This is a genomic window from Deinococcus marmoris, from assembly GCF_001949125.1.
GTDB lineage: Bacteria > Deinococcota > Deinococci > Deinococcales > Deinococcaceae > Deinococcus > Deinococcus marmoris_A.
On sequence record NZ_MSTI01000040.1, the window covers coordinates 38,826 to 58,092 of the forward strand.

The 19,267-nt window shown below is 63.2% G+C and carries 25 protein-coding genes; 19 read left to right on the plus strand and 6 right to left on the minus strand.

The annotated features are described in order from the left end of the window. The first annotated feature begins 42 nt into the window (after positions 1–42). The 6 genes from BOO71_RS06185 to BOO71_RS28240 all read left to right on the plus strand — a co-directional run bounded on the left by BOO71_RS06185 (position 43) and on the right by BOO71_RS28240 (position 3,693). Entirely contained in the window at positions 43–759 is a 717-nt protein-coding gene (locus BOO71_RS06185; protein WP_075831090.1) for a cobalt-precorrin-7 (C(5))-methyltransferase, read from the plus strand. Beyond that, the gene (locus tag BOO71_RS06190; protein WP_075831091.1) at positions 756–2,099 is read left to right on the plus strand and encodes a cobyrinate a,c-diamide synthase; all 1,344 of its coding nucleotides are present in this window, start codon (positions 756–758) and stop codon (positions 2,097–2,099) included. The genes BOO71_RS06185 and BOO71_RS06190 overlap by 4 nt, the downstream gene beginning before the upstream one ends. 65 nt (positions 2,100–2,164) lie before the next feature. Then, complete coding sequence (locus BOO71_RS06195; protein ID WP_075831092.1) at positions 2,165–2,380, plus strand: hypothetical protein; 216 nt, start codon at positions 2,165–2,167, stop codon at positions 2,378–2,380. Between the two features lie 289 nt (positions 2,381–2,669). After that, complete coding sequence (locus BOO71_RS06200; RefSeq protein ID WP_075831093.1) at positions 2,670–3,080, plus strand: hypothetical protein; 411 nt, start codon at positions 2,670–2,672, stop codon at positions 3,078–3,080. Between the two features lie 120 nt (positions 3,081–3,200). Next, positions 3,201–3,347, plus strand: coding sequence for a transposase (locus tag BOO71_RS28235; RefSeq protein WP_139322785.1), 147 nt, complete (start codon positions 3,201–3,203; stop codon positions 3,345–3,347). Between the two features lie 103 nt (positions 3,348–3,450). Then, positions 3,451–3,693, plus strand: a complete 243-nt coding sequence (locus BOO71_RS28240; protein WP_217694849.1) for a hypothetical protein — start codon at positions 3,451–3,453, stop codon at positions 3,691–3,693. Positions 3,694–4,464: 771 nt separating this feature from the next. Here BOO71_RS28240 and BOO71_RS06215 read toward each other — a convergent pair. Continuing rightward, positions 4,465–6,177: an ABC transporter substrate-binding protein gene (locus tag BOO71_RS06215; RefSeq protein WP_075831094.1), complete on the minus strand. Its 1,713-nt coding sequence runs from the start codon at positions 6,175–6,177 to the stop codon at positions 4,465–4,467. Positions 6,178–6,288: 111 nt separating this feature from the next. Between BOO71_RS06215 and BOO71_RS06220 the strand changes: the two genes are divergently transcribed. From BOO71_RS06220 to hydA, 6 genes are all read left to right on the plus strand, one after another. Continuing rightward, positions 6,289–6,765, plus strand: coding sequence for an aminotransferase class III-fold pyridoxal phosphate-dependent enzyme (locus tag BOO71_RS06220; RefSeq protein WP_075831095.1), 477 nt, complete (start codon positions 6,289–6,291; stop codon positions 6,763–6,765). Further along, positions 6,755–6,994, plus strand: coding sequence for a hypothetical protein (locus tag BOO71_RS06225; protein WP_175607380.1), 240 nt, complete (start codon positions 6,755–6,757; stop codon positions 6,992–6,994). The genes BOO71_RS06220 and BOO71_RS06225 overlap by 11 nt, the downstream gene beginning before the upstream one ends. Positions 6,995–7,175: 181 nt before the next feature. Continuing rightward, positions 7,176–7,928, plus strand: coding sequence for an ABC transporter substrate-binding protein (locus BOO71_RS06230; RefSeq protein WP_217694850.1), 753 nt, complete (start codon positions 7,176–7,178; stop codon positions 7,926–7,928). A 29-nt stretch (positions 7,929–7,957) separates the two neighbouring features. Further along, entirely contained in the window at positions 7,958–8,632 is a 675-nt protein-coding gene (locus BOO71_RS06235; protein WP_075831098.1) for an amino acid ABC transporter permease, read from the plus strand. Between the two features lie 51 nt (positions 8,633–8,683). Then, the gene (locus BOO71_RS06240; protein WP_075831099.1) at positions 8,684–9,937 is read left to right on the plus strand and encodes an aminotransferase class V-fold PLP-dependent enzyme; all 1,254 of its coding nucleotides are present in this window, start codon (positions 8,684–8,686) and stop codon (positions 9,935–9,937) included. A gap of 60 nt (positions 9,938–9,997) precedes the next feature. Then, positions 9,998–11,371: a dihydropyrimidinase gene (gene hydA, locus BOO71_RS06245; protein ID WP_075831100.1), complete on the plus strand. Its 1,374-nt coding sequence runs from the start codon at positions 9,998–10,000 to the stop codon at positions 11,369–11,371. 34 nt (positions 11,372–11,405) lie between these two features. On the opposite strand, the gene BOO71_RS06250 is transcribed toward hydA, so the two are convergent. From BOO71_RS06250 to BOO71_RS06260, 3 genes are read right to left on the minus strand one after another with little or no spacing between them, the layout of a single operon-like run. Further along, the gene (locus tag BOO71_RS06250) at positions 11,406–11,678 is read right to left on the minus strand and encodes a UTRA domain-containing protein (protein WP_083653102.1); all 273 of its coding nucleotides are present in this window, start codon (positions 11,676–11,678) and stop codon (positions 11,406–11,408) included. Beyond that, on the minus strand, positions 11,642–12,733 hold the full coding sequence (locus BOO71_RS06255) for an aldo/keto reductase (RefSeq protein ID WP_075831102.1): 1,092 nt from the start codon (positions 12,731–12,733) through the stop codon (positions 11,642–11,644). Before BOO71_RS06255 ends, BOO71_RS06250 begins: the two co-directional genes overlap by 37 nt. Before the next feature lie 28 nt (positions 12,734–12,761). Further along, complete coding sequence (locus tag BOO71_RS06260) at positions 12,762–13,571, minus strand: SDR family NAD(P)-dependent oxidoreductase (RefSeq protein WP_217694851.1); 810 nt, start codon at positions 13,569–13,571, stop codon at positions 12,762–12,764. Positions 13,572–13,738: 167 nt separating this feature from the next. On the opposite strand from BOO71_RS06260, the gene BOO71_RS06265 reads away from it, so the two are divergent. From BOO71_RS06265 to BOO71_RS06290, 7 genes are all read left to right on the plus strand, one after another. Beyond that, positions 13,739–14,116: a winged helix-turn-helix transcriptional regulator gene (locus tag BOO71_RS06265; RefSeq protein ID WP_217694852.1), complete on the plus strand. Its 378-nt coding sequence runs from the start codon at positions 13,739–13,741 to the stop codon at positions 14,114–14,116. 605 nt (positions 14,117–14,721) lie between these two features. Next, positions 14,722–15,096: a hypothetical protein gene (locus BOO71_RS06270; RefSeq protein ID WP_075831103.1), complete on the plus strand. Its 375-nt coding sequence runs from the start codon at positions 14,722–14,724 to the stop codon at positions 15,094–15,096. Next, the gene (locus tag BOO71_RS06275) at positions 15,093–15,578 is read left to right on the plus strand and encodes a type II toxin-antitoxin system VapC family toxin (RefSeq protein WP_075831104.1); all 486 of its coding nucleotides are present in this window, start codon (positions 15,093–15,095) and stop codon (positions 15,576–15,578) included. Before BOO71_RS06270 ends, BOO71_RS06275 begins: the two co-directional genes overlap by 4 nt. 215 nt (positions 15,579–15,793) lie before the next feature. After that, the gene (locus BOO71_RS28245) at positions 15,794–16,003 is read left to right on the plus strand and encodes a hypothetical protein (RefSeq protein WP_217694853.1); all 210 of its coding nucleotides are present in this window, start codon (positions 15,794–15,796) and stop codon (positions 16,001–16,003) included. 30 nt (positions 16,004–16,033) lie between these two features. Beyond that, on the plus strand, positions 16,034–16,156 hold the full coding sequence (locus BOO71_RS29035) for a hypothetical protein (protein WP_303046717.1): 123 nt from the start codon (positions 16,034–16,036) through the stop codon (positions 16,154–16,156). Between the two features lie 94 nt (positions 16,157–16,250). Beyond that, positions 16,251–17,537: an arsenical efflux pump membrane protein ArsB gene (gene arsB / locus BOO71_RS06285; RefSeq protein WP_075831105.1), complete on the plus strand. Its 1,287-nt coding sequence runs from the start codon at positions 16,251–16,253 to the stop codon at positions 17,535–17,537. Positions 17,538–17,739: 202 nt separating this feature from the next. Then, a complete protein-coding gene (locus tag BOO71_RS06290) occupies positions 17,740–18,696 on the plus strand; it encodes an ABC transporter substrate-binding protein (RefSeq protein WP_075831106.1) in 957 nt (318 codons plus the stop codon). Here the strand turns inward: BOO71_RS06290 and BOO71_RS27675 are convergent. Together BOO71_RS27675 and BOO71_RS27680 are read right to left on the minus strand one after the other, a co-directional pair. Further along, the gene (locus tag BOO71_RS27675) at positions 18,689–18,910 is read right to left on the minus strand and encodes a hypothetical protein (protein ID WP_175607381.1); all 222 of its coding nucleotides are present in this window, start codon (positions 18,908–18,910) and stop codon (positions 18,689–18,691) included. The two genes, BOO71_RS06290 and BOO71_RS27675, sit on opposite strands and share 8 nt — an antisense overlap. A 36-nt stretch (positions 18,911–18,946) precedes the next feature. Next, positions 18,947–19,267, minus strand: a 321-nt coding sequence (locus BOO71_RS27680) for a hypothetical protein (RefSeq protein ID WP_439823018.1), incomplete at its 5' end; no start/stop codon positions are given.

The following is a 19,267-nucleotide window of genomic DNA, read 5'->3' on the forward strand; positions in this document are numbered from 1 at the left end:
GAATACGGCTTTCCCTCAACCCCTGAAAACTGGAGAATCTGAATGATTGTATGTGTTGGAATCGGACCGGGCAGCCTGGACTATTTGACGGCCCTGGGTAAGAAGTTGCTGGAAGACGCCGAAGTGGTGGCGGGCTTTGACACGGTGCTGGGCCTTGTTGCGCCCATTCTCGCGCCGGACACTGTACAAATCGGCATGGGCTACCGCGATCAGGTGGCAAAACTGGAGGAAGTGGCCGCCCTCCACCACATGGGCAAACGCTGCGTGGTGGCCTTCATGGGCGACGTGCATTTCTCCGGCTTCCAGTTTCTGGAGCGGGTAGAACTGGCCTGCGGACACCGGGTGGACACTGTTCCCGGCATTTCCAGCGCACAGATCATGGCAAGCCGGGGGCGGGTCTGTTTTGACGAGACCACCTTCCTGACCTTCCACCGCCGGGGCGACATTGAACCCTTCAAGCGCCATCTGGTTCATGTGCTGAGAGATGGGAGAAACGCCATCGTGATCCCGCGTCCCTGGGATTTCATGCCGCGAGATATCGCTGCCTACACGTTGCAACAGGGTGTGGCCCCTGACCGCCCGGTGGAGGTCTGGGAAGCGCTGACCCAGGCTGAGGCGAGCTGGAGCGGGCGGTTAGGTGAGTGCGTGGCTGAGTTCTCTGACTTCTCCATCATGCTGATCCGCGCGTCCGCCGAGTTCCCAAGCCAGCTTGAGTCGCCGGAATCGGGGACCAGACGCGGGATTCTGGACACCCGTTGAAACGCCTGATCATCGCCGCGCCGCATTCGGGCAGCGGCAAGACCACGGTCACTTCGCTGCTGTGCCTGGCATTGCGGGCGCGTGGCCTGACGGTGCAGCCGTTCAAGCTGGGGCCGGATTATCTGGACCCCACCCACCTGACGCGGGCGGCGGGGCGCAAGACCCGTAACCTGGACTCATTCCTGCTCTCCCGCCAGCGCCTGAGTGAACTGTTCGCCCGCGCGGCTGCCGACGCCGACATCAGCGTCATCGAGGGGGTGATGGGCCTGTACGACGGGCGTGATCCCCGGAGCGACGAGCATTCCACGGCAGACCTGGCCCGGCTGCTCGGCGCTCCGGTGGTGCTGGTCATCGACGCGGGCGGCATGGCCCGCACGGTGGCAGCGGTGGCGCTGGGACTGCGCGAATTCGGGCGGCAGGGAGGCGCAGCCCTCCAGATCGCGGGCGTCATTCTCAACCGGGTGGGCAGCGTCAGGCACGCCGAGTTGTGTGAGGCGGCGCTGGGTCAAATGGGTCTTCCCGTTCTGGGCTTTGTCCTGCGGAATCAGCAGTTGCATCTTCCCTCCCGCCACCTGGGGTTGTTGAGTGCCGAGCAGACCCACTGGGACGGGGACGCCGCGCTTGAGGCCGCTGCCACGTTGCGGTTGGACGCCCTGTTGACTGCGGCGGCGGCTAAACCGCTTGCGCTCCCGTCACGCTCTCCAATACCTGCGGCCCACACCCGGATCGCCTACGCCAGCGACGAGGCTTTTCATTTCTATTACCCTGATGCGCTGGATGAACTGCGCCTTGCTGGGGCCGAACTCGCTCCATTCAGCCCGCTTCACGACCATCAGTTGCCTGACAACATCGGTGGCCTACTTCTGGGCGGCGGCTACCCGGAAGTTCACGCCGAACGGCTGAGCGCCAATACGGCCATGCGCTCAGCCGTTCGGGCCTTCGCCCACAGCGGGCGGCCTGTGATCGGCGAGTGCGGCGGCCTGATGTACCTCTCCGAGCATCTTGAGGACGGGGCCGGACAGCGTCATGAGATGTGCGGCGTCATTCCCTACCGCACCCGCATGCAATCCCGGCTGACCCTGGGGTACCGCGAGGCCACGGCGCTGCATGCGTCCCCGCTTGCCCCAGAAGGCCAGGCCCTGCGCGGTCACGAGTTTCACTACAGCGCCCTGACGCACGTGCCCACGCATCCGGCCTACCGCTGGGCCGCCCACGACGGCAGCGCGGTGGAGGAGGGCTACGCGTCAGGCAACGTCCTCGCAAGCTATCTGCACCTGCATTACGCCGCCGATCCGGGGATGGCGCGGCGGCTGGTTCAGGCGTGCCAGATCAGGGCATGAGCTGCGGCAGCGGCTTTTCTGGAATACCGCGCGCGCCCTGTCGTCCTGGGCGCAGGTGGCGCGCCGTGCAGATGCAGGTCGAGATAAGGCACGAATACGAATCTGCCAGCGAGGCAGAGTTGCTGATCTTCGCCCGGATAGCATTGGCCCAGTGGGCAGCATTTCTGGACGGGATGGCGGCCTGTCTCCAGACCACCGCCCCGGGTCTGTGGTACCGCCGCACGTCGCTGGTGACGTTGATTCATGCGGGGCGCGCGGACGGCTACCAGTCTCTCGGCTGAGGTACATTACCCGGCAGGTCAGTTCATGACTGGCCCGCTGCACAGCTTGAGAGAAGTCCGGTGTCTGCCTTCTGGTTCCAGAAAGCACAGTCCGGCACGGTCGCGCCACGGTTCCAGTCCGGTTGCTCACGTTGCAGCGTTTATCTTGCTTCCGCGTCAGGAGCAGGAGAACGGTCTGCTGCGCTCCGCGCCCTGCCCTGTCCCGGCCAGACCTGACTCTTCTGTTTCCCACGCGCCCCCGCCGGGCGCTTTTTTATTCCCATTCATTCTCCGAGGTGCCGCATGTCGTATGTCCAGTGAACGCATAACCCCCGAATCCACGCGCGCCCAGAAGTTTCAGGCACTGACCCATTTGCTGATCTGCACGGGCAGCAACTGCGGCGGCCCGCCGCCAGGGCGCGTCCCCAAGCAGGCCCTGCTCGCGGCCTGGAAAGCCGATTACCTGTGGAAAGCCTGCCACCTGTCGTTCAGCCACTGTCTGGGACCCTGCCACCTGAAGGGAAATGCCTACGTTTTGCATGGAAGCAGCGTGACCTGGCTGGCCGAATTGGAAGAGGCAGAGTACCTGATGCTGGCCGAGTGGGCAGCGGCCTGCAAGCGGGAGCGGCGCATCCAGGCGCTGCCACCGCAACTCTCCAGGCACGTCCTGGAGCGTTTCGCTGACCCGGAAACACTGGAGTTTGAACGGCAGGGTTCCTGAACAATGGGCTGATGTTTCTAGACCTCCGGCCGGCCCAGACCAAGCGCTTTAGAACCGTCCGTGAAGAGAAGGCTCTTCCTGGATTCCAGAGAGCTGAGTACATCCTGATAAACTGTCGGCATGCTGAGCTTGATTCAGCTCCTGGACGATGAAAAATGCTTCGAGAGCGTGCGGGAACTCCGTTCGCCCGATGGCGTGACCTGCCCGCACTGTCACGCATCGGGTGTCGTCAAACTAGGCCGGGACGACAGCCAGCGGTTCAGATAGCGAGAACGCTGTCTGAAAGTTCGGTGACCTGACCGGCACGGTCTTCGCCGGCCACCACCAGTCCCTCCGATAATGGGGCGCCTTCTTGGTCAGAGCAGCGCCGATGACGATGCTTGACCGCTGTCTTTATCTGGTGGGCCTCAATCTGAGCAACCGCCAGATTGCCCACGAGTTCAGCCTGAACGAAGATGATGCTCAGAGCATGACCCTGAGTCTCCGGCAAGGCGTGGTGGATGCATCCATCACATCCACACTCGCTGGCACGGTCGAGATCGACGAGGTCTATCTCGTGGCGGGGCACAAGGGGCAGAGTGATCTGGTGAGAAAAATGTCGGCTTGGACGTAGACGACGTTTGAAGGGCAAGCGAGGACGCGGCACGGCCGTGTCCGACAAGCCACCCGTCCTGGGCATGATCAAGCGAGGTGGTGGATCACTCGTGCTCCAACTCTGCGCCACCATTTAACAGCGCACCATCCGCCCCCCTATCCTGACCACCATCCAGCCGGGAAGCATGGTCAATACTGATGAGTACGCGATTGACTCCCGGTTGCCTGAGTGGGGGTTTGCGCACGTCACCGTGAATCACGGTCATCGAGAATTCGCACGCGATGACGACGGTGTTGGCGTGTGGTGCTTGCGGCGCTCGTGGTTACAGCCAAACAGAGGGATTTCGCAGCGGTGGTTGCCGCTCTACCTCGCCTTCTTCCAAACGATGCACAACATCCGTTGTCGTGGATTTTCGCTGTTGGAGCCGATGTTAACCCTGCTTCTGATCTCATGCGGATTCCGTTTGTTTCGTGTAGAAATCGGGACAGCGCCGATTCCTACGCTCCACGCCCAGCACCCGTTTTTCTCCTTCTCGCCATCGTCACGAACAGACGCCCATGAGGACGCTGCTCCTCTGCGGCGCAGCTCTGCGAGTCCCGCTCGGATTACGGGTGTTTTCAACACCCTCTAATCGGAGTCCGTATCAGCTCCCCGGAACGTGGGATGAGCCCTGAGCAAAACCTGGAAACCCGTCGCCTTCAGTCGCGGTTCTGACACCCCCCAGGTTTGCCTTGACCACCTTGAGGCAGAGTGGGACAAGCTGGTTTTGCCACCGTAGCTCTTTTTGGTCTACTTCTTCGCCAGTTCCGCCCAGGGGAGGAAGGTCAGCGGGTTATACCCAGCTTTGGTCAGCGGCGCGCCGCTCAGTCGACTGCTGTACATCAGGTATTTGACCTCCTGCGGCAGGTAAATCACCGGGGCCAGATCGTGCGCGCGGCGGCCCACCTGGCTGTAGAGCTTGTTGCGCTCGGCCGTGTCGATGGTGGCCCGCGCCTGATCAAGCCACTTGTCGATGGTGGCATCCTTGAAATTCGAGCGGGGGTAGAACCAGCCGCTACTGCTGTAAAAGGTGTACATGAAGTTGTCCGGGTCCGCGTAGTCCGGCGACCAGCTCAGGACGGTCATGGGTTCCATGCCCTTGCCCGCGTCTACCGAGAGTTCGCTGGCCTGCTTGGCCTGCAAGTTCATCTTGAATTTGGGATTCAGGGCCTCGACGCTCTGCTTCAGAAACTCCAGCGCCGTCTGGGACGAGGTGCTGCCCGCGCGGTAATTGGCCGTGAAGGTGAAGCCGTTCTTCCAGATGTTGCCGCCAAAGGCGCGTTTGAACGCCGCCTCCGCCTGCTTGGGATCGTACTTGTAGACGCTGATCTTGGGGTCATAGCCGGGAAAGGTGGTGGGCAGCATCATGGTCAGCTCTACGCCCCGGCCCTTGAACACGTCCTTGGTGTACTGGGCGTAGTTGAACAGATACGCAAAGGCGCGGCGCACGTCGGCGTCACCAAAGAAATTGGCGGGAATGCCCTGACCGTCCAGCTTGCCGCTGCCCAGCAGCGCGGAGTTCTTGATGTTCTCGTTCATGAAAATGGCAACCGTGTTGGTGTTGGGCAAATCATCCACCCAGGTGACGCCGGGCTTGCCCTTGAGCTGGGCCTCGTCCACTGCGCGCCCACCGCCGTCGATCATGTCCGCGTCGCCGCGCAGGAACGCCTGCTGGCGTGCGGCCAGTTCCGGCACCTTCTGACGCACGACATTTTTGATGCTCGGCTTGCCGCCCCAGTAACTGTCGTGCGCTGTGAACAGCATGGAACTGGCGTCTTGACGCACCAGCTTGTAAGGACCCGTTCCATTGGGTTTCTTATTCAGGGCGCTGCCGGACACGTCCTTGCCCACCCAGCTCTTCCAGGTGGCTTCGGTGCCGTCCCACTCACCGATGCTGGCCGAGTACTTGCGGTCCAGGATGCCCTGACCGACGTAGGCGATCTTGGACAGGAAAGCGGGGTCCACTTTGGGGAGGCTCAGGACCAGTTGACCCTGGCCGTTACACTTGGCGGCGGCACTGATTCTGGCCCAGGTGATGGACTTGTCGTCGTTGGCATTGGCCTGGGTGCCCAGCAGCGATTCGCTCAGGAACCAGTTGCCCGCCGATGATTCGTTGGTGACCAGATTGCGCCTGAAGGTGTATTCGGCGTCCACGCAGGTCATCACGTCGCCGTTCTGGAATTTCACGCCCTGTCGCAGGTCGAAGGTGTAGGTCTTGCCGCCGCTTCCAGCGGTCCATTTGGTGGCCAGCGCGGGCACCAGTTGCTGGAGGCTGCTGCCTTTGTAGGTCAACAGCGTCTCGTACACGTTGACGATCACCGGCGCAGAGATGACGTCGTACATCGCGCCGGGGTCCATGGTAATGACCTCCGCGCTGGACTGGATCACCAGGGTATCTGCCGGTGAGGCGGCCAGAACAGTTCCCGTCGATAGCAACACACTCAGCACAACCAGGTTTTTCATGTGGGTCAACGGTAGCAACTCCCTGGCCCACTCTGGTGAGTGGGGAACAGAACAAGAGGTCAGTTCAAAGACTGACGCGGTAGTCAGGGCTGTACCTGGCGCTGCGTTTCTGTGCCCGTATTAGCTGTATTAGGAAGAGAGCTTCCACAGGAACGCGCACCAGACGACTGTCTTTTCCTGCGTGGCCGACGTGAACCGTGTGCGCAGCACAGCATCGTCTTGGTGGCCGATGAAATCCAGTCGGGAATTGGGCGGACCGCAACCTTCTACGCCATTGAACACAGCGGTGTGGAGCCAGACCCGATCCTGCTGGCCAAGAGCGTGGGCGGGGGGCTGCCGATCTCAGCGGTGCTTGATAGGGCTGAGATCGCCGACGCGCCCGCACCGGGCAGGCTGGGCGGCATCTGCGCGGGGAGTCCCCTGGCCTGCGCCGCGAACGCGGTCCCTGATGTGTCTTCGACGAAGGGGAGTGGCTGCCCCAGGCCGCCGTGCTGGGAGAACGCCTGCGAACTGGACTGGACCGGAGGTGGCCGCCCTGTGTCGGCAGATCGGGCAGGTGCGAGGCACAGAATCGATGATGACCATTGAATTGGTAGAGGACCCAGAGGGCGGCCCCCGCCAATGCGATCCCAGAAAAATTGTCGAACAGGCGCGTGAACACGGGTTGCTGCTGCTCAAGACTGACATGTCGGCCAACATGATCCGGGTGCGGGTGCCCTGGACCGCCACCTCACAGGATGTGAGCGACGGACCAGAGAGGTTGGGCGAGGCGATGGACGCTGCCGGGTTAAGCAGACACAGCGCGGCGTCGCTGTAGACAGCCGCCTCATCTCAGCCTAAGCTGTTGCCCACTAAAGAAATCCACTTCAGCTTCCCAGGTGAAGGCTTTCCTTTATGGCTGCGGAACGTCTCCGCAGGCAGCGGCACTTCAAGTTCTGGTCCCAGCATTCCCGGGAGAATCAAAAATGAAGCGAATGAAGACGGCAGTCGGCGGATTGATGTTGGTTTCTCTCCTTCTCGGTGCGGGCGCTCAGGCGCAGGACACGATCAATGTCGGGGCCAACATCGGGAATGTGCCCTGGGAATTTCAGGATGCCAGCGGGGCCAACGTGGGCTTCGAGATCGACCTGGTCACGGAAATCGCCAAGAATCTGGGCAAGAAGGTCAACATCGTCAACACGCCCTTCAACGGCCTGTTCGCCGCTGTGCAGTCGGGGCGCATTGACGTCGCCATCTCCAGCATCACCGTCACGAAAAAGCGCCTGGAAACCGTGTCGTTCACGCAGCCGTATTACGACTCGGATCAGTCTCTGACCGTCGCCAGCGGCAGCACCCTGGCCAACGTCAGCGCGTTCAAGGGCAAGACCGTGGGCGTGGACACCGGCTCGACGGGCGCGATATGGGCCACCGCCCACCAGGCCCAGTACGGCTACAAGATCCGCGAGTACACCGGGCTGAACCCGGCCATGCTCGACCTCAAGGCCGGGCGCATCGAGGGTTATATCTCCGATATCCCGGCTTTGCAGTACTACGCCAAGGTCACGGGCGGTGTCAAAGTGGTGCAGCGCCTCAAGACCGGCGAGCAGTACAGCATGATGTTCGCCAAGGACAGTCCGCTGGCCGCGCAGTTCAACGCCCAGCTCGACATCCTGAAAAAGAACGGCGCCGTGTCCAAGCTGTACCAGAAATGGTTCGGGGCCGTGCCGGAAAAGGACACCTCCACCATGACCGTTCTGCCGATGCCCAAGTAATTGCGCGCCACTGATAGCAGGCGAGGACCATGAAGCTGCTCGAGACCTTTTTCAACCTGAACGTCCTGGACTCGGCGCTGCCCGCCCTGCTGCGCGGCCTGCTGATCACCCTCGAACTGGGGGTGGTCAGCGCTGTTGTGGGCACGCTGCTTGGTCTGGTGGTGGCGCTGCTGGGCCTCTACGGACCACGCTGGCTGCGCTGGTTGGTGCGCTTTTACATCGACGTGCTGCGCGCCATGCCGCTGCTGGTGTTCATGGTGCTGATTTATTACGCCCTGCCGTTCGTCAAAATTCTGCTGCCCGCCTTCACCTGCGCGGTGCTGGCAATCTCGCTGATCGCCTCGGCATACGTGGCCGAGATCATCCGCTCCGGCATCGAGGCCATTCCTGTCGGCCAGTTCGAGGCCGCGCGCTCGCTGGGACTGCACGGCTGGGATGTGATGCGCTCGGTGATCTTGCCCCAGGCGCTGCGCATCGTGGTGCCGCCACTCACCGGGAACGCCATCTCGATCATGAAGGATACCGCCATCGCCTCGGTGGTGGCGCTGCCTGAACTGCTGCAGCAGGCCACCTCGCAGCAGGCGCTGTCAGCCAATCCCACACCGCTGGTGGGCGCGGCGCTGATCTACGTGATCTTGCTGTTTCCACTCGTCCGTCTGGTCAGCCGCTTCGAGGCCCGCAGCAAGCAGCGCGCTGCCCGCTGAAGATGAAGCAGACCGCATAGCGCCCCATCTTTGACTTTAAAGGATTGCCCCATGACCACGCTTCCCGCTTCCACCTCACCCACCGTTTCACCGCTGGAGCCGCACCTCGACTTCATCCGCTCCCAGTTTCCGGCGCTGGACAGTCCCTGGGCCTTTTTCGACAACGCCGGCGGCTCGCAGGTGTTGCGTGGCGTGGCCGAGCGCGTCAGCGATTACCTGCTCAGCACCAGCGTGCAGCTCGGGGCCAGCTACGCCGTGTCCCAGCAGGCCAGCGCCCGTGTTGAGGCGGGCGTGCAGGCGGCGGCCCACTTTATCCATGCTGCCGATCCGCGCGAGGTGGTCCTGGGGGGCAGCTCCACGCAACTCGTCGCCAACCTGGCCTCGTCGATGGGCGAATTCCTGAAAGCGGGCGACGAGATCATCGTCACCGACACCGATCACGAGGCGAACGTGGGGGCCTGGACGCGGCTGGGATCCCGCGGCGTCAAGACGCTGATCTGGAAGGTCAACACGCAGACGCTAGAACTTGATCTGGACACGCTGGAAAGCTTGATGACAGAACGCACGCGGCTGGTCTGCTTCACGCATGTCTCGAATGTGCTGGGGACCATCAACCCGGTGGCGCAGATTACCCGCTTCGTACATGAGCGCGGCGCAAAGGTCTTCGTGGACGGCGTGGCCTACGCGCCACACCGACAGGTCGACGTTCAGGCGTGGGATGTGGATTTCTACCTGTTCAGTTGGTACAAGGTCTATGGCCCGCACATCTCGCTGCTGTTCGGCAAGCTGGACGCCCTGCTGGAACTGCCCAGCATCAACCACTTCTTCGTCTCTCCGGATGCGGCGGCCTACCGCCTTCAACCCGGCAACCTCAATTACGAGCTGACCTACAGCCTGACGGGCGTGACCGAGTATATGGATGCCCTCCAGTCGCGGCTCGGTGTGGACAGTCTCGGCGGCGTGTTCGACGCCTTCGCCGCGCACGAGGCCATGCTGGCCGGGCGGCTGCTGGACTATCTCGCTGGCAAACCCAGGGTCAGGATCATCGGTCACCCGGCAGCAGACCCCCTGGCGCGGGTGGACACCATCAGCTTCGTGGTGGACGGCGTGGCCTCGTCGGAGCTGCCCAGATTTCTGGACGGGCAACACGTCGCCGTGCGTTATGGACACTTTTACGCCTACCGCCTGATCGAGGCGCTGAACCTGGACCAGACCGAGGGCGTGGTGCGCGTGTCTATGGCCCACTACAACACGCTGGAAGAAGTGGACCGCTTGATCGCTGGATTAGAGGCGTTCGGCCTCTGATGTGGAGCGGTCTGCGAGGATGAGATCTCAAGCCCCAGGAGTCAAGATGGAAACCCCCGAATGAGCCTGATCATCAGCGGCGGCACAGTCGTCACGGCAGATGGACGCTTCCAGGCCGACGTGCGCGTGGACGGCGGCAAGATCACGGCGCTGGGAACGGACCTGGCACAGTCGGGCGATGAGATCATCGATGCCAGCGGCCAGCACGTTCTACCCGGCGGCATTGATGTTCACACTCACCTGTCGATGCCCTCGATGGGAACCGTGACCTGCGACGACTATTACACCGGCCAGGTCGCGGCGGCGATGGGCGGGACCACCACGCACCTGGACTTCTGCATCCAGCCCAGAGGTTCAAGTCTGCGGGCGGCGCTGGACACCTGGCACGGCAGGGCACGGAGTCAGGCGGTCATCGACTACGGCTTTCACGTCGCCGTGACCGATCCGCAGCCGGACGTGCTGGACGAGATCGCCGGCCTGCCGGATCAGGGCGTCACGTCCATCAAGCTGTTTCTGGCTTACAAGGACACCCTTCAGGTGGACGATATGGCGATGTTCCGCTGCCTGGAGCGGGCGCGTGACGCGGGCGTGCTGACGCTGGTGCATGCCGAGAACGGCGACGCCATCGAGGTGCTGATGGCCGAGGCGGTGGCGCGGGGCGAGACGGCCCCCAAATACCACGCCCTGACCCGTCCCCCGGAACTGGAGGCCGAGGCCACCGGGCGGGCCATCGCCCTGGCCGAGGTGCTGGGCGCACCGCTGTACATCGTCCACCTGAGCTGCCGTCCGGCGCTGGCGCGCGTGCGCGAGGCCCAGGCGCGGGGCGCGCGCGTGACCGCCGAGACCTGCACCCAGTATTTCTTCTTCACCAAGGCCGATCTGGACCGCCCCGGTTTCGAGGGGGCCAAGTGGGTGTGCAGTCCGCCACCCCGCGAGCAGGAGGACCAGACCGCGCTGTGGGCGGCGGTGGGGGACGGCACCCTGAGCGTGATCAGCACCGATCACTGCCCCTTCCGCTTCGACACCCAGAAAGTCCTGGGCCGGGACAACTTCACCCTGATTCCCAACGGCGTCCCCGGTATCGAGGAGCGTTTGATGGTGCTGCACCAGGCTGGTGTACGCGGCGGCCACTTCAGCCTGGAACGGTTTGTGGCCCTGACGGCCACCAATCCGGCCCGCAGCTTCGGTCTGGGTGGGGTCAAGGGCAGTGTCGCGCCGGGCTACGACGCCGATCTGGCGCTCTGGGATCTGGAGCGCCCGCATACGATCACGGCACAGGCGCAGCACAGCGCCGTCGACTACAGCCTGTACGAAGGGATGGAAGTCCGGGGCATGCCGGTCACGGTTCTGGTCCGGGGTCAGAAGGTGGTGGACCAGGGCGGGTTGGTGGCTGAACGGGGGAACGGCCAGTTCCTGCACCGACAACGCATTTGAAGATGAGGAACCTGGAAGTCTGGTTCAGGGCCAGCTACGGAGCCGTGACCTGTCTCGAAATATGCACGTCCAGCAGATCACCCGACTGGAAAGAGACGTTGCGGTATAGCACCTCGCCGCCCGCCGTCAGGCCCAGGGTCACGAAGCGCAGCAGTGGGCTGCCCACGGCCACCCGGAGGATGCGGGCCGTCGATGGGTCTGCCGCCTCGGCGGAGATGCGCGTCGAGGTGGAGGCCAGCGGATCACGCAGGTCAGGGGTCAGGAAGTCGATCACTCCCTGCGTCGGTTCGAAGGACCACCAGGGCAATTAAAGTCCTCCTCACCCCAGCCCGCCACATTCGCGCCGCCAAAGACCATCCGCCGCAGATCAGGCGAGAAGAAGTTCATTCCCGGTGAACTGACTGCATTCAGCGCCTGGAGTTGCTGGGGCGTCAGGCGGATGTCCAGGGAGGCCAGATTGTCCTCCAGTTGCGCCACTGTGCTGGCCCCGATGAGGGTGGACGTGATGCCCGGCTGCGCCGCTGCCCAGGCCAGCGCCACCTGTGCGGGCGGTCTGCCGATATCGCCCGCCACGGTCCGCAGCGTGTTCAAGATGGCCCAGTTGCGCTCCGTGAACTTGGTGAACGGCCCGGAAAATGGATTGCTGCCGCTGAGACGGCCCTCACCATGCGTGTTCTCGCCATCGCGCTCGTATTTGCCCGCCAGAAAGCCGCCTGCCAGCGGACTCCACGGCACCACGCCCATCCCACCTTCACGCGCGGCGGGGCGATGTTCGTTCTCCAGTTCGCGGGCCACCAGTGAGTATTCGAGCTGCATGGCAACTGGGCCAGGACTATTCAGCGTCTGGGCCAGCGTTGCCGCTTTCATGGCGTACCACGCGGGCATGTCCGAGAAGCCGAAATAACGAATCTGTCCACCCCGCACCAGATCGCCCAGCGTTTGCAGCACCTCTTCCACCGGCGTCACCATGTCATAGACGTGCAGCCAGTACAGGTCGATGTAATCGGTCTTCAGGCGCTTGAGGGAGCCTTCCAGCGCCCGGTAAATCTGTTTGCGCCCGTTGCCGCCCGCGTGCGGGTTGCCCCTCTGGGCGTTGAAGCCGAATTTAGTGGCCAGCACAATCTGGTCCCGCAAGCCGCGCCCGGCAATAAACTGACCCACCAGTTCCTCACCTCGCCCACCCGAGTACACGTCAGCAGTGTCGATGAAATTGCCGCCCGCATCCACATAAGCATTGAAGATGGCCTTAGAGACGTGATCGGCGGAACCCCAGGCCGTGTTGCCATAAGTCATGGTCCCCAGGGCCAGCGGGCTGACGATCAGGCCAGAGCGGCCCAGCGTGCGGTAATCAGTCAGGTTCATGGGTTCTCCGGTGAGGGTCAGGAATGCTCTAGAAGTTGAGCCGGGTGCCATTCATGCCGCCGTCCACGTCCAGGACGGTGCCATGAATGAAGGCGGCCTCCTCGGTGACCAGGAAGCGCACCGCGTAGGCGATGTCAATGGGCCGAACAGGACGGCCAGCGGCAGTGCCAGCGGTCATGGCGTCCAGGGCGGCACTGAATTCAGCATTGCCAGGCGTCAGCGTCGCGCCTGGAGCCACGGTGTTGACCCGCACGCCGCGTGGGCCGTATTCCGCCGCCCAGTTGCGGGTCATCTGCTCAATGGCGGCTTTGGAGGCGGTATACATCGCGCCGTTGGCCGTGCCGATCCGCCCCATCCACGAACCGATGTTGACGATGCTCCCCGAACCACGCTCCACCATGCCCAGCGCAAGCTCGCCCACCAGGACATGTGGCGCGCGGATATTGATGTCCAAGATGGCCTCCAGATCAGCGTCGAGAAGCGCCTCGGTGGGCGTCACTGGATAGACCCCCGCATTGTTGACCAGAACGTCCACCTGACCGCCAAGCGCAGCCGTGGCCTCACGTGCAAAGGTGCGCAGGGCGTCATAGGAGCCTGCCAGATCGGCGGGAACAAGATGCGCCTTGCCTCCGCCCCAGGTGATGGCCTTCACCACCTGCTGAGCGCGGGCGGCGTCGCGGCCACTGACGACGACTTCAGCGCCTGAGGCAGCCAGCACGCGGGCAATCGCCTCGCCGATGCCGCTGGTAGAGCCGGTGACGATGGCCTTCTTGCCCAGCAGGCGGGAATCTGTGGGAAGAGAAGCGAGGAGTTCTGAATTGGTGGACAAAGTGTGCACGGTAAAACCTCCAGGTCAACGGCAGGACGATGATCAACGTCGGTCAAAGCAGTTGCGTTTCACAACCAGTTGAACCATACCCGAACTGGTGCGATAATGCAAGCAGTAGGGAGGTGATGAAAATGGGTGAGCGCAGCGCAGAGAGAACCATCCGTTCAGGCTGTCCAGTGAGCCTTGGCCTGGACGTTTTCGGCGACAAGTGGACGCTGCTGATCGTGCGTGACCTGATGTTCAGCGGCAAGCGCCACTTCCGCGAACTGCTCGCCTCTGAAGAGGCCATCTCATCGAACATTCTCTCGGACCGCCTGAAAATGCTGCTTGCAGAGGGCATCATCAGCAAAGCCGAGGACCCCAGCCACGCACAGAAAGTGGTTTACCGCCTGACTGAAAAAGGTGTGGCGCTGCTGCCGATTTTGCTTCAGATCAGCGAATGGAGCTATCAATATCGCCCGGTGGGAGAGCAGTACCCGCGTCCTGCCGAAGCTGCTGACACGGCTGTGCAGATGGACGAGGTGCGCAGAGCGCATCTGGTGCAGGCAGGTTGACCGGGCGAAGGCCGAGATTCTGTCCACATCGCGTGCGTACCTTATACAGACTCCGATTAGAGGGTGTTGAAAGCATCCGCAATCCGCGCGGGAGGAGCAGCGTCCTCATGGGCGTCTATTCGCGACGATAGCGAGCAGGAGAAAAACGGGTTCCGTTTGTTTCGTGCAGGAATCGGAACAGCGCCGATCCTCCACTCCACGCCCGGAACCCGTTTTTCTCCCCCGCAGCTCGGAAGCGTACAGCAACGGCTTTCTGTGCGTCCCAGAAGATATCCAGTGGAGATTAACGTTCTCGGGTTGCAGATCCCTGTTGCACAATTCAGAGCAATGGCGAGCGGTGTATGCCAGCAGCAGCATCCATGACGTAGTTAGCGCTGCGTGTGTCATACGGACTCCGTTTGTTTCGTGTAGGAATCGGGACAGCGCCGATTCCTACACTCCACGTCCGGCACCCGTTTCTCTCCTTCTCGCTCCGCTCGGATTACGGGTGTTTTCAACACCCTCTAATCGGAGTCCGTATCAGACGGCAAAACTCTATCTTTTATCCGAGTTGGACAAAAATCGGACATTCACCAGGCCAGGCTCTACTCTGATAAGCTAGCAGTATGGGTCTTCAGATGAACCTGGGCGCATTCCTCCAACGGCGCGGCATCAGTGCCTACCGGCTGGTCAAGGCCACCGAGGGCCGCCTGGCCCCGGCCACCGTCTACGGTCTGGCCAGCAAACCGGCCCAGCGCATTGACCTCGCCACCGTCGGCACCATGCTCGAAGCCCTCAGCGAACTGACCGGCAGCGCGGTCCTGTTTCAGGATGTTCTGGAGCCAGTCAGCGCCGCCGAAGCCGTGCGCCGCGAGGACGCCCGCGCCCGCATTGCCGCGCCGCGCCGCTCTGGCCGGTTTGAAGGCAGCTCTGAAGCTGTTCCTGAAGGCGATTGGAGCGTGCCCGACCAGCTCGCCGAGCTGCGTGGGCGCGACCTTTGAGCCAGACTTCCAGCGCTGCTCCCCCACTCTTCCTCGACACCTCGGCGTTGCTGCGGGCTTATCTGGTTAAAGACCCCTTCTTCGCGCTGGTGCAGCGGGCCATTCTGGACGCGCCGCGCGTGGTGGTCAGCGGCCTGGCCCACCCGGAGTTCACCGCTGCCCTGATGCAGCGCCAGCACCGCGCCCACTCGGGCCGCCTAAGTGCGGCGCAGGTCACCCGCCTGCTGGCTGACTTTCACCACGATTGGGAGACCTTTGAGGTAGTGTCGGTGGACGATGGGGCGCTACAAGACGCCTCAGCGCTGGTGATTCGTCAGGCGGCGCTTGGCCTGCGGGCGATGGACGCCGTGCATCTGGTCGGTGCCCAGATTGCGTCCCTGGCCTTTGACGGAATCGAGTTCTTGACCTTCGATGACCGCCAGCGCCAGGCTGCCGGGGCTGAGGGGTTGCCGCTTTACGCCCCACCAGCCGAAGAAGACTGAAATGCGGACGATTCAATCCATGTGAATCAGCGACGGGTAAAGCACGCTGGCGTCATACAAGGCCCTTAAGCGCGTGGGGGAGAGGATCAACGCGGCCTCAAACTGGCGTGAACCGCGCCCTGGTGCGGACTGTCATGACCACGGCCCGGCGCATGACCAGACGTTGATCGTCCTGATGCTGCACACCAGCCTACGCGCCCACGAAGTCTGCGCCCATGTGCCGCCGTGACCTGCACTTGGCAAGAGCGACACGGTCCGCGACGTGCCGCTTAATATCGACGTGCCGCTTAATATCACTGCCCGCGAGGTATTGGGGCCTGACCACCCGCGCCCTGGCCCATCTGGTTCGCAGGTACGCCCGTCTGGCCCGCGCCGAGGTCAGTCCGCACGAGCTGCGGCACCGTTTCGGTTATGTCCTGGCCTAGACAGTCCCGCTGTACCGCCTGGCCCAGCCCATGGGCCACGCCTCGCCGGACACCACCCTGCGCTATGTGCGGGCCACCCAGCAGGACTTTCCAGGTGAGGCGGAAAAGATTGCCGGAGCAACCGCGATTGCTGCGGCCTCAAGTCCGTTTTGATCCCACGCTCTGGCTGTGCGCCTGTGGCTTATTCTTCGGCGGTGAATACAGGCTGGCTCAGGCAAAAGCGCCACTCCGACAGGTCCGCGCCGCCGTGATCCTTCCCCTGGGTGTCTTCGCCCTGACGCTGTATCTGGTGGTCTTCCGTCCGCGGGGTCTGAGCGTGGCAGTGGGCGCACTCGTCGGGGCCGCGCTGGGGCTGGCACTGGGCCTGGTGGGCTGGGATGATGTGCGCGCCGTCTGGAACGACACCTGGAACGCCACCCTGACCCTGGTGGCCCTGATCGTGCTGAGCCTGCTGCTGGACGCGGCGGGGCTGTTCCGTTTCCTGGCCCTGCACCTGGCGCGGCGGGCGGGCGGGCACAGCGGACGCCTGTTCGCACTGCTGGTGGTGTTCGGGGCGCTACTGGCCGCCCTGTTCGCCAACGACGGCGCGGTGCTGATCCTGACGCCCATCGCGCTGTCGCTGTGCAGCGTGCTGGGGTTTTCACGGGCGGCGTCGCTGGGGGTGCTGTTCGCGGTGGGCTTCGTGGCCGACGCGGCCAGCCTGCCGCTGATCACCTCCAACCTCACCAACATCATCAGCGCCGACCTGTTCAGGCTGCCCTTCGCGCGTTACGCCGCCGTGATGGGGCCGGTGAATCTGGTGGGCGTGGCGGTCAGCCTGGGGGTCTTGTGGCTGATGTTCCGGCATTCCTGGCCCGCCCGGTATGACCTCGCCGCCCTGCCGCCGCCCGGCTCGGCGCTGCTTGCTCCGCGCACCTGCTGGGCTGGCGCGGGCCTGATGGCAGCGCTGCTGGCCGGGTTCTTTCTCGCCCCTGGACTGGGCATGCCCGTCAGTGCCGTGGCGCTGCTGGCCGCCGCCATTGTGCTGGGCATTTCTGCGCTGGAGCGGCGGGTGGCGCTGGGGCCGGTGTTGCGCGGCGCACCCTGGGACGTGGTGCTGTTCTCGCTGGGGATGTACCTGGTGGTCTACGGGGTCAAGAATGCGGGGCTGACGGTCTGGCTGGCCGGGTTGCTGGAGACGTTCGCGGCCCACGGGGCAGCGGCCACGGTGTTCGGTACGGGGGGCGTGATCGCCGCGCTCTCGGCCATCACCAACAACCTGCCCGCCGTACTGATCGGCACGCTGAGCATTCAGGAGGTGGGTGGCGTTCCGCCTGTCCTCCGCGAAATGATGGTCTACGCCAATATCGTGGCCGCCGACATCGGCCCCAAGCTGACGCCGATTGGCAGTCTGGCGACGCTGCTGTGGCTGGGTCTGCTGCGGCAAAAGGGGATAGAGGTGCCCTGGGGCGAGTACCTGCGCCTGGGATTGATCGCCACGCCGCCAGTGCTGATCGCCGCGCTGCTGGCGCTGTGGTGGCGACTGGGCGGTTGATGCGGTGCGGGATGCGGCTGACGCGGGAACAAGGCATCTGCCCCTGAGGTGCAAATCGGAGTGATTTGTCCCTTAAGCCCCCGTGCCAGTCGAACCTCTGATTCGGGGGGCTTTCTAGCTCACCGACCTTGAGCGCGCGGACGGCGTCCCACCATGCGCTTTTAAACTTGACTAAACCAATCGGATTAAATAGATTGCGACCATGAACCGAGTTGTCCTGCTCCTGACCCTGGCCCTGCTGCCAGCCGCCTCTGCCCAGACCCCGAACACGCTGACCCTCAAACACGACGAGGGCACCGCCACCGTCAAGAAAAATCCGCAACGCGTGGTGGTCATGGACGAGGAAGCGCTGGGCTGGATGTTTGCGCTGGGGCTGGGCGAGCGCGTGGTGGGGCTGGGCAGCAGCTACCTGTCGCCCACCGACATCAGCGGCGGCAAGCTCAAGACCAGCGTGCTGAAGGAAGGCTTTTACGCGCGGGGCAAGCTGAACAACCCCAGCTTCGTGGGCAGTTGGACCGCGCCCAGCTTAGAAACCATTCTGGCGCTGAAACCCGACTTGATCGTGCGCCTGACCTGGGACGGCAACCAGAATTACGACAGGCTCAGCAAGATCGCGCCCACGGTGGGCTACGAGGAGGGCGGCCAGGGCTTCTGGCAAAAGGGCCTGCGTGACCTAGCCCGTGTGTTTGGCAAACAGGTGCAGGCCGAGCAGATCATCAAGCAGGCGGCGGACGTGAACCGGGGCAACGCCCGTAAATTGCAGGCGGCGGGCGTGTTCAGGAAATACGACAAGGTGGTGGTGCTGGCCCCCTTCAGCGGCGGCAACACCTGGGCCTACAGCAGCGTGCGCCTGATCGACGATCTGCGCTCGCTGGGCTTCAGGGACGGCCTGAAAGTCGGCAGCGCCACGCTGGGCATCGGGGCACAGGTCAGCGACGAGGCGCTGCTGGGGATTAACAAAAAGACCCTGGTGGTGCTGTTTCCCCCAGGCGGCCAGTTCAACGGCGCGGACGCCTTTCTCAAGACCCCGGTGGGTCAGCGCCTTCAGGCCCAGAGTGTGCTGTACGTCCCTGAAGCCTTCAGCCCGTATTCCGGCCCGCTGGTGTCGATCCGCAACAGCAACGAGATGACGCGCCTGATTCTGGACAAGGTCAAATGAGAGGCTTCCAGCCCGGACTGGCGCTGGCACTGCTGGGCGGCCTGAGCCTGTCGGCCTCAGCCCAGACGGCGCAGACGTGCAAGGGGCAGACCATCACGCACGCCCTGGGACAGACCTGCGTGACGGGCGTTCCCAGGCGCGTGGTGGTGCTGGAGTGGGCATACGCCGAGGACGTGCTGGCGCTGGGCGTGCAGCCGGTGGGCATGGCCGACATCAAACAAGAGTTTCCAGTCCTGTGCCACACTGCGTCTCAAACAGCCTCCAACAATGGTGAACCAGGAAAAAGTGCGGTCAGGACGAACTTACGGTGTTCTTGGGCCGCCAGATGCTGTGCAGCACGCCATGTGAGTTCGGGATCTCGTTTTCTGACCTCCAGGACGGCATGAAAGGCTTGAACCACCAGAAAGGCCCAGTTTCGGTGTGCCTGGATGTCACGGTAACGGCACTGGCCGAAACTCAAGTTCTGTTTAACAAGGCGGTGAATGACTTCGATCCCCCAGCGGGCTTTCCAAGCCCGCAGCAGTTCTGCCAATGTAATGTCTGACTGCTCAAATGTGCTGATCAGAAAAAA

What these genes read in the sequence shown, in the direction of transcription:
- BOO71_RS06215 (WP_075831094.1), bottom strand. Translation starts at nt 6,177, where the DNA reads ATGAAAAACCTGGTTGTGCTGAGTGTGTTGCTATCGACGGGAACTGTT.
- BOO71_RS27675 (WP_175607381.1), bottom strand. Translation starts at nt 18,910, where the DNA reads ATGTCGGCCATGCCCACCGGCTGCACGCCCAGCGCCAGCACGTCCTCG.
- BOO71_RS06240 (WP_075831099.1), top strand. Translation starts at nt 8,684, where the DNA reads ATGACCACGCTTCCCGCTTCCACCTCACCCACCGTTTCACCGCTGGAG.
- BOO71_RS06230 (WP_217694850.1), top strand. Translation starts at nt 7,176, where the DNA reads ATGTTGGTTTCTCTCCTTCTCGGTGCGGGCGCTCAGGCGCAGGACACG.
- BOO71_RS06235 (WP_075831098.1), top strand. Translation starts at nt 7,958, where the DNA reads ATGAAGCTGCTCGAGACCTTTTTCAACCTGAACGTCCTGGACTCGGCG.
- BOO71_RS06290 (WP_075831106.1), top strand. Translation starts at nt 17,740, where the DNA reads ATGAACCGAGTTGTCCTGCTCCTGACCCTGGCCCTGCTGCCAGCCGCC.
- BOO71_RS28240 (WP_217694849.1), top strand. Translation starts at nt 3,451, where the DNA reads ATGACGATGCTTGACCGCTGTCTTTATCTGGTGGGCCTCAATCTGAGC.
- BOO71_RS06200 (WP_075831093.1), top strand. Translation starts at nt 2,670, where the DNA reads ATGTCCAGTGAACGCATAACCCCCGAATCCACGCGCGCCCAGAAGTTT.
- BOO71_RS28245 (WP_217694853.1), top strand. Translation starts at nt 15,794, where the DNA reads ATGTGCCGCCGTGACCTGCACTTGGCAAGAGCGACACGGTCCGCGACG.
- BOO71_RS06185 (WP_075831090.1), top strand. Translation starts at nt 43, where the DNA reads ATGATTGTATGTGTTGGAATCGGACCGGGCAGCCTGGACTATTTGACG.
- BOO71_RS06255 (WP_075831102.1), bottom strand. Translation starts at nt 12,733, where the DNA reads ATGAACCTGACTGATTACCGCACGCTGGGCCGCTCTGGCCTGATCGTC.
- hydA (WP_075831100.1), top strand. Translation starts at nt 9,998, where the DNA reads ATGAGCCTGATCATCAGCGGCGGCACAGTCGTCACGGCAGATGGACGC.
- BOO71_RS06225 (WP_175607380.1), top strand. Translation starts at nt 6,755, where the DNA reads ATGACCATTGAATTGGTAGAGGACCCAGAGGGCGGCCCCCGCCAATGC.
- BOO71_RS29035 (WP_303046717.1), top strand. Translation starts at nt 16,034, where the DNA reads ATGGGCCACGCCTCGCCGGACACCACCCTGCGCTATGTGCGGGCCACC.
- BOO71_RS06270 (WP_075831103.1), top strand. Translation starts at nt 14,722, where the DNA reads ATGGGTCTTCAGATGAACCTGGGCGCATTCCTCCAACGGCGCGGCATC.
- BOO71_RS28235 (WP_139322785.1), top strand. Translation starts at nt 3,201, where the DNA reads ATGCTGAGCTTGATTCAGCTCCTGGACGATGAAAAATGCTTCGAGAGC.